Annotated in this window: 8 protein-coding genes; 5 read left to right on the forward strand and 3 right to left on the reverse strand. The window is 54.1% G+C overall.

Annotation, left to right across the window (positions count from 1 at the left end; all coding sequences use genetic code 11):
* Positions 1 to 248: 248 nt before the first annotated feature.
* Together RMSM_RS08430 and RMSM_RS36600 are read right to left on the reverse strand one after the other, a co-directional pair.
* A complete protein-coding gene (locus RMSM_RS08430; protein WP_008694182.1) occupies positions 249 to 2,531 on the reverse strand; it encodes a hybrid sensor histidine kinase/response regulator in 2,283 nt (760 codons plus the stop codon).
* Between the two features lie 60 nt (positions 2,532 to 2,591).
* The gene (locus RMSM_RS36600) at positions 2,592 to 6,851 is read right to left on the reverse strand and encodes a PAS domain S-box protein (RefSeq protein ID WP_008694185.1); all 4,260 of its coding nucleotides are present in this window, start codon (positions 6,849 to 6,851) and stop codon (positions 2,592 to 2,594) included.
* Between the two features lie 420 nt (positions 6,852 to 7,271).
* On the opposite strand from RMSM_RS36600, the gene RMSM_RS08440 reads away from it, so the two are divergent.
* The 5 genes from RMSM_RS08440 to RMSM_RS08460 all read left to right on the forward strand — a co-directional run bounded on the left by RMSM_RS08440 (position 7,272) and on the right by RMSM_RS08460 (position 10,028).
* A complete protein-coding gene (locus RMSM_RS08440) occupies positions 7,272 to 7,838 on the forward strand; it encodes a type 1 glutamine amidotransferase domain-containing protein (protein WP_040764853.1) in 567 nt (188 codons plus the stop codon).
* A gap of 124 nt (positions 7,839 to 7,962) precedes the next feature.
* Positions 7,963 to 8,445: a pyridoxamine 5'-phosphate oxidase family protein gene (locus RMSM_RS08445; protein ID WP_008694189.1), complete on the forward strand. Its 483-nt coding sequence runs from the start codon at positions 7,963 to 7,965 to the stop codon at positions 8,443 to 8,445.
* Between the two features lie 162 nt (positions 8,446 to 8,607).
* The gene (locus RMSM_RS08450; RefSeq protein ID WP_040764856.1) at positions 8,608 to 9,279 is read left to right on the forward strand and encodes a hypothetical protein; all 672 of its coding nucleotides are present in this window, start codon (positions 8,608 to 8,610) and stop codon (positions 9,277 to 9,279) included.
* Between the two features lie 39 nt (positions 9,280 to 9,318).
* Complete coding sequence (locus RMSM_RS08455) at positions 9,319 to 9,543, forward strand: zinc ribbon domain-containing protein (RefSeq protein ID WP_081614076.1); 225 nt, start codon at positions 9,319 to 9,321, stop codon at positions 9,541 to 9,543.
* Positions 9,540 to 10,028, forward strand: a complete 489-nt coding sequence (locus RMSM_RS08460) for a glycine zipper family protein (RefSeq protein ID WP_008694196.1) — start codon at positions 9,540 to 9,542, stop codon at positions 10,026 to 10,028. The genes RMSM_RS08455 and RMSM_RS08460 overlap by 4 nt, the downstream gene beginning before the upstream one ends.
* A 732-nt stretch (positions 10,029 to 10,760) precedes the next feature.
* On the opposite strand, the gene RMSM_RS08465 is transcribed toward RMSM_RS08460, so the two are convergent.
* Positions 10,761 to 12,215 (reverse strand): sigma-54-dependent transcriptional regulator, encoded by a 1,455-nt coding sequence (locus tag RMSM_RS08465; RefSeq protein ID WP_008694198.1) that lies wholly within the window; start codon positions 12,213 to 12,215, stop codon positions 10,761 to 10,763.
* Positions 12,216 to 12,625: the final 410 nt, after the last annotated feature.

Raw genomic sequence — 12,625 nt, forward strand, 5'->3', positions numbered from 1 at the left:
TCGAGGCAGACAGCAAACGTTTTTATCTTATTTAAACTTGCCAAAGAGGCGACGGATGCAACTTTCATACCAACAGCTGGCGGCCATGGTTAATCGAGGGGGAGTGGCTAATCAAGGGTAGGTGGTCTGCTCGGGGGAGATTGGAAACGCTGTGAAGCATTTATCCCCCCCGTGTTTTGCCAGGTTTTAGCAACAGGGCTCGTGGCCGTGCCGCTACAAAATGCTTCACAGAAGCTAATTGCTGGCCATTACGGACGGTCTCCACGGGCGGACAGACGTTGAAATAGCGACTGTAGCTTGGTGATGTCGACCGGTTTGATCATGTGTTCGTCGAAACCCGAGTTGTGTGCCTGCTCACGGTCGGCCGACTGGCCATATCCGGTCATCGCGACCAGGTAGATATTCGCAGTGGCATCGCGTTCACGCAGTTTGCGAGCCAGATCATACCCGGTCATCCCTGGCATCGAGATGTCAGAAAAGATGACGTCGGGGATCGATTCGCTCAGTTTTTCCAACGCGCTCAGCCCGTCTTCGGCCACCTCGACTTCGTGCCCGAGTTTGGTCAACAATCGCGCCATGATTGTTCGCAGAGCCTGCATGTCTTCGACGACCAATACCTTGAACGATTTCGTGGCTGAGAGCGGTTCGGTCGCAACATGTTTCGCGACGGTTTCTTCACTGGGATCTGCAAGCGGGATGCGAACCGTAAACGTGCTGCCCATGCCAATCCCCTCGCTCTGTGCGGAAACGCTGCCGCCATGAACTTCGACCAAGGTTTTCACCAGCGTCAAACCAATTCCCAGACCCGCGTTGCCTCGTCGTAGCGAGTCATCGACTTGTGCGAACATTTGAAAAATCTCGTCGATCCGGTCTGTCGCGATGCCAATCCCGTTGTCGCGCACAACGATGACTGCCGATCCGCGATCACCTTCGTCCGCTTGCACCGACAACGACAGATCGATGGTGCAATCGCTGTCGCTGTAGCGCGACGAGTTGTTCAACAAATTGCAAATGACCTGCGTCATTCTTGCCGGATCAGCGCGGACGAATACATCCTGGTCACAGAATGCGAGTCGCAGATGTTGCTCTTTCTCTTCAATAAAGGTGCTCGATGCTTCGACCGCCGCCTTAATCACGTTACTAAGGTTGACGACTTCTTTGTTCAACTGGATTTTGCCGCGACTGATACGCGAAACATCCAGCAGGTCGTCGATCAAACGAATCAGCTGCTCGACTTGACGTGCCATGGTTTGACGCAGTTCTTCGGTATCCGCTGGCAATTCGGACATGCTCATCAACTGGATCGCATTTTTGATCGGTGCGAGCGGATTGCGAAGTTCGTGCGCCAGCGTGGCGAGGAACTCATTTTTGCGACGATCCGCTTCGGATAATTTGGCGGCAAGTTCCGCGAGTTGATCTTGATCTCGTTTGCGTTCGGTCAAATCTCGCATCACTTTGCTGTAACCGACAATCTTGCCGTCTTTGTCTTTGACAACGCTACTGATTCCGGATGCCCAAAATCGTTCCCCATCGGCTCGCATCATCCAACGATCGTCGCTCGCACTGCCCAGCATTGCCGCGGTAGCAAACTCGGAATCCGGAATCCCCATCGCAATCGCTTCGGGGGTAAAGATCCGTTCGCGAATGTCTTTACCAATAAAGTCGGCCTCGTTAAATCCGAGCACCTTCAACACGCCGCGGTTCCATGTCGTGGCTCGGCACTCGGCGTCCATCGCAAAAATCGCATAGTCTTCGATTTGTTCCAGGAATGTTCGCATGTACTGGTCCATCTTTGCATTTTCAGATTCCAGCTGCCTGGCGCGATCGAGCGTTTCTTGTAGCCGGTTGCGCTCGACCTTTAAAGCGATTGCGTATTTTTCAGCGCGATACCGATTGTGCTGGACCAAGTACAGCACGCCGACGACAAGGGTCAATCCGGCGACGGTCGATATCAGTCCTGTGGCCAACGCCGTCCAATAGGTGGTCGCGGCAACCTGTTCTCGGCGTGCAATCGAACTTTCTTCGCTGCGTCGAAATTTGGCGATTTGGTCGTGGATGCTATCCATCGTCCGTTTGCCAATATTGGTCGCGACTAATGTCTGTGCGGATTCAAATCCTGCTTGTCGGCGGACGTCCAACGTGGTCGACAATTCGTCGAGTTTCTGGTCGATCAAATCCTGCAGAGGAGCGATCTTGGCATAGCGGACGGGATCCGACTTGGTAATCGACTCCAATTCGCCGATCAAGCCATCGATGGCGGTAATCGCTTCGTAATACGGTTCGAGATACGGTTCTTGAGCAGTGATTAGAAAACCACGTTGCCCGGTTTCCGCCGACTTGATCGTTGATTCAATGCGTTCGAGCACGCCTAAAAGCTTGTGAGAATGACCGACCAAATCAGTGTGCGCACGCAATCGCCGGGTGTTGTGAAATGTGACGAACCCGGTGATCACCAATAAGATGACGACGGCGGCCACAGCAAACGGTTCCGCCATCCGTTGCGGACGACGAATCGAATCAGGTTCCTTCACTGGGTTTCCATGCAAAATACTTCGAGTGGCGATGTTTGCTCGAATAAGGTGGGGCGTGCATTAATTCGACATTGAGCCAACATAACGGCTAACCATCTGTAACATTGTAGCTTTGTGTATCGGTTTACTGAGATAGTCGTTACAGCCCTGTTCGATACAGCGACTCATATCACCCTGCATGGCATCGGCGGTAAGCGCGATGATCGGGCCGGAAAAACCCATCCGGCGAAGTTTCTCGGCAGTTTGGTAGCCATCCAGTTTGGGCATTTGCATATCTAGCAGAATTAAGTCGTACGATTTCCCCTTGTCAATCAAATTTTTCACTTTCTTAATCGCGACCACGCCATCTTCGGCTTCGTCCACGGTCGCTCCCGCTTTGGCCAATAGCGACTTGCTTAGAAATCGAATATCGCGGCGGTCATCGACCACCAAGATAGAACAATCCAGGGTGATCGATTCGCTCGGTTCCTCCTCCTGGCTGGGTTGGATCATCGCCATCGGCTTGATCATATCAACGCCCTGAACGTCGCCCGTAGCAATCGTCAATGAAAACGTGCTGCCCTGACCTTCGGTGCTTTCAACGGTGATCGTTCCGCCGAGCATTTTGGCTAACCGCTGGCTGATCGCTAACCCGAGTCCCGTCCCCCCGAAGTGACGCGTGACACTCGAGTCGCCCTGCGTGAAGGGTTTGAACAAACGTGCTTGCTGTTCTGGTTTCATGCCGATCCCGGTGTCGACGATATTAATCCTCAGTCGCCGATCTTCATGCAGATAGCGGATTCTTAAGCTTACCTCTCCGCTAGGAGTGAACTTGATCGCGTTGCCGACCAAGTTGATCAAGATTTGTTTTAGACGCTTCGGGTCGGAAATGACTTCCGAGGGGATTTCGCCTTCATAGTCGACATCAAGATTCAAGCCGCTCTCGGTCGCACGCACTTCCATGATCGAGCGAACGTCTTCGATCAATCGGTTTGGTGCAAAACGTTCGGAAGCGATATCCAGTTTGCCAGCTTCGATTTTTGACAGATCTAAAATGTCATTGATGATGTCAAGTAAAAAGTCTCCATTGCGGCGTACGGTCCGGACGTGTTCCAGTGCTTCGGGATGTTCAATCTGCTCTGCGATCAGATCGATGTAGCCAAGGATCGCCGTCATCGGGGTGCGAATTTCATGACTCATGTTGGCCAAGAATTCGCTTTTCGATTCGCTGGCAGCCTCCGCTTGAGCCCGGGCTTCTTGCAGTGAATCCTGCAACTCACGCTGCTCGGTGATATCCCAAATCAATCCCAGGATTCGATTCGGTTCGCCACTGTCGGTCAGCACTTGTTCGCCCACGACGGCGATCCAGCGGACCGATCCATCTGGGCGAAGGATACGGAATTCATCGTCGAGACTTGACTTGCCATGAACCGTTTGTCGCCAAGCGTGACTCATCCGTTTTAGATCGTCGTGATGAACGACTCGCATCAAGGTACGAGCGTCACGTTGGCAGTTCGGGGACAGCCCGAGTAGATCGTACAGCGAATCTTCCCAAAATACCCCTTCTTCACTCCATTCCCAAACTGCCATCCCGCCTGCACGCAGCGCCATCGTCAACCGTTCTTTACCCTCGGCGAGTGCCAGTTCACTTTGTTTCCGCTCGGTGACGTCGCGTGTGATACTGGTCACCAATTTGGCAACGCCCGCCTTGTTGCGAGAGATCAAGCCCAAGTTTTCAACCCAACTCGTTTTGCCGTTGTCTTGGCGGACGATCCGGCAATCAAACCGATAGGACGATTCGCTGCCTCGCACGGCTGATCGCAAGTGGTGGGCGGTTGCCTCGCGATCCTCCGGATGGACGCTCTGGATGACGTCTTCAAACGAGATGTTTTGGCGAGTTTCGCACATTCCGAAGATGGACTGCAGTTCTTCGGACCATTTTATTTTGTCGGTGTTCGGGTTCCATTCCCACGTCCCTAAACGCCCTGCTTGCAGCGACAATTGTAAATGCTGTTCGCGTTTTCGCAGCTCTTCTTGCCCCTGACGCACCTCGGTCACATCGCTACCGTTGGCAACGACAAACACCACCTCGCCGTTTTGATCCCGTGCCGGAGTGAAAATAAAATCGGTGATTCGTTCGGTGCCATCAGGTAGCCAAAACGGCAAGTCTTCGCGATAAACTTCGCCCGCCGCTGCGAGAGCCAATCCGTCGCGGAGCCGCTGTTTCACTTCCTCGTTGTTTCGCCACCATGGGCAATCCCAGAACAAACGATCGATTGTTTCTTCTCGGGATGCACCCAGTTGTCGTAAGGCGATCTCGTTGATGTCCGTGGTCGTTCCATCGAGTTCAATAATGCCGGTGTAGTAGTAGCCATTGTCAAACAACACTTGCAGTTTGCTCTCGGCACGTTCGTAGTCGGCAAGCAACGCGATCAGTTTGGCTTGTTTGTCAGCCAGTTGTTCTGCATTTTGCCGGACCAGATCCTCGGCGGCCTTGCGGTCCTTGATGTCCACGCCCGAGGGAATGACATAGGTGATCTTTCCATCCGCATCACGAATGGGTGCCAGCATGAAATCGATCGTCGTGCGATCATCTTTCCCAATACGAATGACGACGTCGTGTCGAATGGTTTCGCCGTTGATCGCGCGGGCAAACTCTTCTCGCAGTTGAGACGCCACGGCGTCGTCATAGTTCCACCAATGACACTCCCAAAACGGTTTGCCGATCACATCGTCGCGTTGTAGTTGCCCGGCTCGGAGCGCTGTTTGGTTGGCTTCGAGCAAATTGCCCTCGTGATCCAACACGCCGATGAACGCCACGGTATTGTCGATCACTCGCCGCAGATGGTTTTCCCGATCCGCCAATTCGGTCTCGGCTCGGGCTCGCTCGATGCGGACACAGACACGGTTGGCGACGTCCTGCAGTAAATTTAATTCGTCGCGACGCCATTGGTAGGCATGTGACTTCAAGGCCGAGACGACAAAACGAATGCGTTGTTCGGTGACGTACGCCGAATTACAAAATGCACCAATTTGAAACTTACGGAACGTTTCCGCGACGCGAGGATCTTGGTCGCGGTACTGCGTATCGCCCAGATAGAATTGTTTTCCGGCCAGCAGCCTTTCGCGTTCGGCATGCGAGTGAAAATCTTTGACCAAATGTCTTCCCAGCAGCGATGGCTGGGAGTCGCGAGGATGTTCGTAAACAATATCAGCGTATTGCGCGGTCTCGTCAAATTGCACCAACAAACAACGCGATAGTCCGAGGTACTCGCTGGTTTGCCGCGTTGCCAATTGCATTAATTCCGAGACCGACGAAAGCGCATTGAGTTGCGATTGCAAGTCGGAAAGAAATGCAAGGTTCAACTCCGCGCGTTTGCGATCAGTAATATCCTGCGCTGCCAAGATTGCGGTGGTGGGCACTGGGGGTTGAACCGAAAAGTCGAACGAAACTTGTTTTCTCGCGTTGATCCACCGCACTTCACCACTGGGCATCACGATGCGATGTTCAAGATCGCAGCGGCCGTCACCATCCGACTCTAAGCACACTTGAACGCGTTGGATGATTTCATCTCGGTCTTCGGGGTGATAGGTCGTATGGAATTCGTCACGATTGATTGTGATTGCGTTGTCGCTGATTCCGTACATTGCGGCGGCTTCCGCGGCCAATGCGACGGTATTGCTGCGGAAATCGACACGCCCCAGACCGAGCTTGGCCACTTCGACGCCTACCGCCAATTCGCGACGCGATTCTCGTAACTCCTGTTCCGTGCGTTTTCGTTCGGTGATGTCCGTCAGCACGACATGACAACCTCCGATGCTTCCGTCGGGATTTTTTTGCGGAACATACGTCACCTCCTTGATTCGTTTTCCGCGGACGCCGGGGAAAGCCAGTTGCAGTTCGTAGGTTTGTTGGATTCCCTCGAACGCGTCGAGTAGATAGGGTTGGATTTCTTTGAACGTCTGCTCGCCGATCACCTCGACTACCGATTTGCCCACGATCTCGTCAATCGATTGTTGCCAATGTGCGGCGTGAGCCGCATTGGAAAAGCGATACCTCATGTCTCGATCGACAAATGCAAACGCCGGGGGAATGGCATCGGTGATCGTTCGCAGCTGGGCTTCACGCGTAGAGAGCTGCTCTTGACTCGCCTGCAACTCGCGATTGGCCGACTGCAGTTCCTCGTTCATCGCCTGCAGTTCTTCGTTGGACAACCTCAACTGCTCGTTGGTCGACTCGAGTTTCTCGATCGAGCGATGCAAATCCAAACGAGTGGCTTTGAGTTCGCGTTGCAAATCCGCAATGACAGAATCCGAGTTCGATCGGTCGCTTTGCTTCATGGTGTTAAATCTCCCAGCAAAGTTTAGCCGGTCCGTTGCACAATGTAGAGGTCGAGGTTGATCGGCGGTTGCGAATTTACCGAGGTTTTGAAGCGGAATTTGTAGCCGACGAGGGACAAACATGGGTGCACACCAGCCCCCCTTTGCCCGTGTCTTCCGCCCGGCTCTGGAACAGACGTTTTGGCTGGCGGCAAACCGGTCACGCTGGTTGATTCGCGGTCAAGTAGGGCTCGTGTTCACAGGCTCTACTCGCGGGACCTAAGAGTGTAACTCTATTTGCACAGCAGCTCTATTGGCCTGCACCGTCCTGTTCCCGGCATGCAATCTGCATCTCACTATGATCGTTCCGTCCTGAATCTGAATAAAGGCCTGGACGTGACCTAAGAATAGTCAATTGATACATCGATAGTGGAGATCGTAATGAGCAAGAATACACTTCAGGGCAAACGAATCGCGTTTTTGGCCACCGACGGCTTTGAACAAGTTGAACTCACTAAACCTTGGGAGGCCATTAAGGGGGCGGGTGCCGATGTTGTGTTGGTTTCGCCGCAGAAGGGCGAGATCCAAGGCATGAACCACGATGAGAAAGCAGACACCTTCAAGGTGGACAAGACAGTGGATTCGGTATCGGCCGAGGACTTTGACGGGCTGGTTTTGCCGGGCGGTGTTGCCAACCCCGACACGCTTCGCATGTGTGAGGATTCGGTCAGCTTTGTCCGTGATTTCTTCAAGCAGCACAAACCGGTTGCCGCGATTTGCCACGGCCCATGGACCTTGATCGAAGCCGACGTTGTTCGCGGTCGCCGCGTGACATCGTGGCCAAGTTTAAAAACTGACTTGAAAAATGCGGGTGCAGATTGGGTCGACGAGCAATGCGTATGCGACGAAGGACTTGTCACCAGTCGTAATCCCGATGACTTGCCTGCGTTCTGCGACAAGGCGATCGAAGAGTTCGCCGAAGGCAAGCATGCCGAGCAAACGGCCTAAGTAACGCCCGATCTAACCGGCCTTGCGCAGCGATTCAATAGCTGCCGCGTGAATGATCACGTGGCATGCTGCTTCGTCGGTATCAAAATCAATATTTTTAAATTTAGATAAGAAAGTAGACCTCATGGATAAGCACGAAAAACTAATTGATCTGATCTCGGACTTTGATCACGCGATGCTGGTGACACGCGCATCCGACGGGGCGATTGGCTCGCGGCCAATGGCGGTCGCCCAGCTGGAGGATGACGGAGATTTGTGGTTCGTGACCGATCGAAACTCGGGCAAAGTCGCCGATCTGATGCTTGATGATGACGTCGCAGTGACCATGCAGGGAAGCAACAAATTTGTGTCGCTGTCGGGCAAAGCCCACGCGGTGGATGATCAAGCGAAGATCGACGAATTGTGGAACGAAGCCTGGAAGGTCTGGTTTCCCGAAGGTAAATCGAGCCCATCGCTCGTGTTGCTGCGGGTTGAGCCGACGCGTGGCGAGTATTGGGACAACTCAGGAGCGAGCGGGATTAAGTACCTCGTCAAAGCGGGCAAGGCGTATTTGCAGGGCGAGCGGCCGGAGAAAGATGCTTCAATCAATGCGTCGGTTTCGATGTAAACGCCCTCGGCCGCTAGCGAGAAGTCCGTCTCAGAATCGTGGTGGAACACGGTTTGCTTGTTTGCTTCGAGAGCACCTTCGGTGACCACGGATTGCTTCGTGAAACCAGAAGCAATCCGTTTTGAATTATTTGAAATTTACCCTTTTGGCGAGTCCCTGATCATGCGTGTTTTACGACTACTTCCCTTTGCGTTAACGCTTGTCTTGGCAGGGCCCGCGTCATTGATCAACGGTGTCACCCGGGCTGACGATGGGCTGTTTGGCGATGATGACGCGGCGACCGCTCAGGGGGATATTTTAGAGGCAGGCGGTGATTACGCCCGTGGCCTTGGTAAGGGGGCCTTGTTGCGGTCGATGTCAGCGGTACAGCTGCAACGAGCTTTGGAAATGCGATTGCAAAACCGCGAAGAAAGCGTCGAGCAGTACTACGAACTGCAAGAGCTGAGAGCGGATTCGCAGCCCGATGCCCGAGGCACGATCGATGACGAAAAAGCGCGGCGGCTGGCAAAACAGGCGGCTCCGGATCGCTTGACCGAGAACCAGATCGATCGTCAAACCGGACAACTCTATTGGCCCAAGCCTCTAGATCATGACGCGCTTAAACCCTATCGAAAACCCATCGAAGAAACGCTGGCAAAACGAAGTAGCCCGGGGCATACGTACCGCCGTATGGACTATTTGAAAGTCCAGCGGATGATCGATCTGATGCGTGAATCGGTCGAGTCGATCGAAAACAAACTTGACAGCAACGAAGCGGTCGCGTTGAAGAGCTACTTGGCGCAAATTGCTTATGATGCCCGATTTAATGCCGCCGACGAACGCGTTGATTACTAAAGCATGTCCGAACGTTGTGAATCACAAACGGAAATTTTCATGGATGCTCAAACCAACAACGCCCCGCTGAATCATGTACCGTGTCCTCATTGCGGAAAGCACGTCGATGACCGAGCCGTCGCGTGCCCACAGTGTGGCGAAAAAATCTATGTCGAACACCCCGCAGATATCACCCCCACGCGGCACTCGCAGATTGATTTTCCGGGTGAGTCAAATGAGTCGCTGCAGCCCAATGCGCCCGAGATTAAGGATGACCGTCGATGAGTGAGAAATGTTTGATTGCCGAGTTTAACAACCACGAAAAATTTCGCACTGCAATCGAAGTGCTCGAAACAGGTGATTTTACCACGGACGAAGTCTCGATTGTGACCCACGCTGCCGATGAAAACCTCGCGCAACTGCGGCAGGCAACCGAAACGAATGAAAACCAGTTGTCTGCCGAAAAAACGACGGCGGCTTCCACCTTGGCGGGCGGAACGCTGGGCGCTGCACTTGGCACGATGACCATGGTGGGACCGATGTTGGTCGCCGGACCAATCGTCGGAATGGCCGCAGGTGCGGTCGGGGGCAGTTTGTTAAGTGCGGCCAGTCGCTGGGGTGTCCAGCACGATGTCGCCGCCCAATACGAGGCAAAAGTACGCAGCGGTTCTGTGCTAATCATCGTTACCGGCGACGCAATCCGTGTCGACGAAGCGGCTGGCATGTTGCGAACCGTCCCGCCAACGTCGCTCGAGGAATTTGACGCGTAAGTGGTTCAATCGAGTGGACGAAGGTGCGAGTCCCGTCCCGCCACTAAGTCGCGAGGACTCGTGGCCTCGTCCACTACCTCCAAAGCTGACGGTCGTCTTGCGCCATTTCCAAAAAGCAGTTGTTCGCCCCCGTTAGGGGCGGCGGCGCGTGATGGTATCGCGAACCCCGGGTGCGCTTCGCGACCCTGGGCTTTGTCAAACGCCCTCGGCGTCGGTAGGCCGATTTTGGCGATCCGTTTTTGACCACAAGGAACGTGCGGTAATTAAGTTGCGGAAGTCACGTATTCCCGCCGGGCTAGCCCCCAATGCCATCCACTTTGGTAGCCATTGGGGGATGCTCAAGTAGTGGGATTCGCCAGAATTCCCATCTTTGCTGTTGAAACGCAGGAACTCTGGCGAGTCCCACTACGAAAGTAGATGGTATTGGCTTAGCACCGGCGGGATAACAAAAGGCAACTACCATGTCCTATCCGAATTTTTCTCCCGTTTCCCCGCGAATCGCCGGAGGCGATTCGCGGGGAAACGGGAGAGATCGCCTTGGCCGGCTTGCCAGGTAGCAGCCAGTTGCCGCACCGACCGGGGCAAGCCCGGCGGAAGCGAGAAAAGCCAGACTTTCAGTCCGTGTAAATCGCAGGTACCATGCGGTCGAACAACACAGCCCGGCGGAAGTGAGGAAAGTGACCTCGCGAATGACGATGACAGCAACGCGAACCCCGACGGGGTCGGGCAATGCTAGCCGATTTGAACGTTGCTTGTTAGCGAGATATCGAACGTCGTAATGCGGTCTCGCAGTTTTCCGCGGGTAATCCCCAGGATTTCAGCCGCTTGACTTTGGTTGCCGCCGGTCGACTTAAGCACTTCGGTGATCACGTACTTTTCCATGTACTGAGTCGCCTCGGCATAGACATCGGTCGATTTTTCGGCCAACAGCCGTTTGACTAGCTGTGGCAATCCTGCGCCGTCGAGCGTTTCGGTTGACGCCGGGATACCACCCAAGGCATTGTCGGCTGCCTTGACGCGTGTGATCTCCTTTGGCAAGCCGTCGGGGGTGATGACCGGCATCACGGTATCAAGTACGCAGCGGCGGATCACCGCTCGCAATTGACGTACGTTGCCAGGCCAATGGTAGCCCTCGAATAACTCCGCCGCTTCCGGGGACAAGCCTTCCAGGTCGGGTTTGTTGAACTCTTTCTTCGCTTGCGCCATGAAGAACTGCACCAGCGCGGGGACATCGCTCAGACGTTCGCGAAGCGGTGGCAACTCGATGGTGACCCCGTTGAGTCGATACAGCAAGTCCTCGCGGTAATCGCCATCGGCAACCATTTGTTCGAGCGGCCGATTCGTTGCCGCGATGATGCGAACGTCCGTCGTTAATTCTTTGTTTCCGCCGACTCGCTCAAATCGTTGTTCCTGCAACACTCGCAATACCTTGGCTTGAACCGAAGGCGCCATGTCGCCGATTTCGTCCAAAAACAGTGTGCCGCCGTTGCATTGTTCAAATTTACCAATCCGCCGCGATTCAGCCCCTGTGAACGCACCCTTTTCGTGGCCGAACAATTCGCTTTCGAGCAGATTATCAGGAAGTGCCGCACAGTTGACCGCTAAGAAGATTTCGTCGCTGCGATGACTGTACTGATACAATGCACGAGCCACCAACTCTTTGCCCGTTCCGCTCTCTCCGCGAATTAAAATAGGAACGTCTTGCTTGCTAACTTTACCGATTGCTTTGAAAACGCCCAGCATGGCTGGCGATCGGCCAATGAACAGTTCGCCCGACTCGCCAGGCGACTTGTCATCGGCACTAATGGCCACTGGCACGCTGCTGATTTGACGTTGTTCGATTGCCTTTTCAATCAGATCACGAAGCGGATCAACCGAAAGGGGTTTGCCGATGTAGTCGAACGCCCCTAACTGCATCGCTTCAATCGCGGTGCTGCTGGCTGCTTCGACTGTCATAAAGACCACCGGAATGCGGCGATCAAATTCTCGGATCTCGCAGTAGACCGCCAACCCGTTTTGGTCCGGCAATTGAATGTCAAGCAACACGGTGTCAAACGCACCGGCGCGTAATTTCTCGAGACCTTCTTTGGCAGTCGCTGCGGTTTCGACATCCGCAATCGTCGATAGTGCCTTTTCAGTCAGCGCTAGTATCGCGCGATCGTCATCAATGACCAGAACGCTGGGCATGGGCTTTGACCACTTTGACTTAGGAGTAGGAGTGGGCTGAGGATTTGGGTTAAGAGTGGCGACGCGATCATCCATCGGTGATTCCAAGATTCTACATGCTAGTAAGGTTGATTGTCGATCAGGCTGAATTGAAAACGAACGCAACTGGCGTGCCGGGAACTGACATTATTGCACGCCCAGCGATCGCATCACGTGAAAAAAATGCCAGGTGTGGCCAAACGTTCCCCCCACAGGTGAGACCTGAATGCTAGTGGAGTTCCCCGTCGGCAGCGGCAGCACTGCAGTTGGTCGGTCTGCACAGCGACCCGTCCCCACCGTGCCCTGGTTCGCTGGCGTTAATGGTCGAAAGAAAGGCAGTCGCAGGACCGGATTCAAGCTAGCCGGTACACAACGCGGCGAACTTTCAGCTT

The organism is Rhodopirellula maiorica SM1, from assembly GCF_000346295.1.
Taxonomy (GTDB): Bacteria; Planctomycetota; Planctomycetia; order Pirellulales; family Pirellulaceae; genus Novipirellula; species Novipirellula maiorica.

Bases quoted from the DNA above. Each gene is read 5' to 3' on its own strand.
- RMSM_RS08455 (WP_081614076.1), top strand. From the start codon at position 9,319: ATGGATGCTCAAACCAACAACGCCCCGCTGAATCATGTACCGTGTCCT.
- RMSM_RS08460 (WP_008694196.1), top strand. From the start codon at position 9,540: ATGAGTGAGAAATGTTTGATTGCCGAGTTTAACAACCACGAAAAATTT.
- RMSM_RS08440 (WP_040764853.1), top strand. From the start codon at position 7,272: ATGAGCAAGAATACACTTCAGGGCAAACGAATCGCGTTTTTGGCCACC.
- RMSM_RS08465 (WP_008694198.1), bottom strand. From the start codon at position 12,215: ATGCCCAGCGTTCTGGTCATTGATGACGATCGCGCGATACTAGCGCTG.
- RMSM_RS36600 (WP_008694185.1), bottom strand. From the start codon at position 6,851: ATGAAGCAAAGCGACCGATCGAACTCGGATTCTGTCATTGCGGATTTG.
- RMSM_RS08445 (WP_008694189.1), top strand. From the start codon at position 7,963: ATGGATAAGCACGAAAAACTAATTGATCTGATCTCGGACTTTGATCAC.
- RMSM_RS08450 (WP_040764856.1), top strand. From the start codon at position 8,608: ATGCGTGTTTTACGACTACTTCCCTTTGCGTTAACGCTTGTCTTGGCA.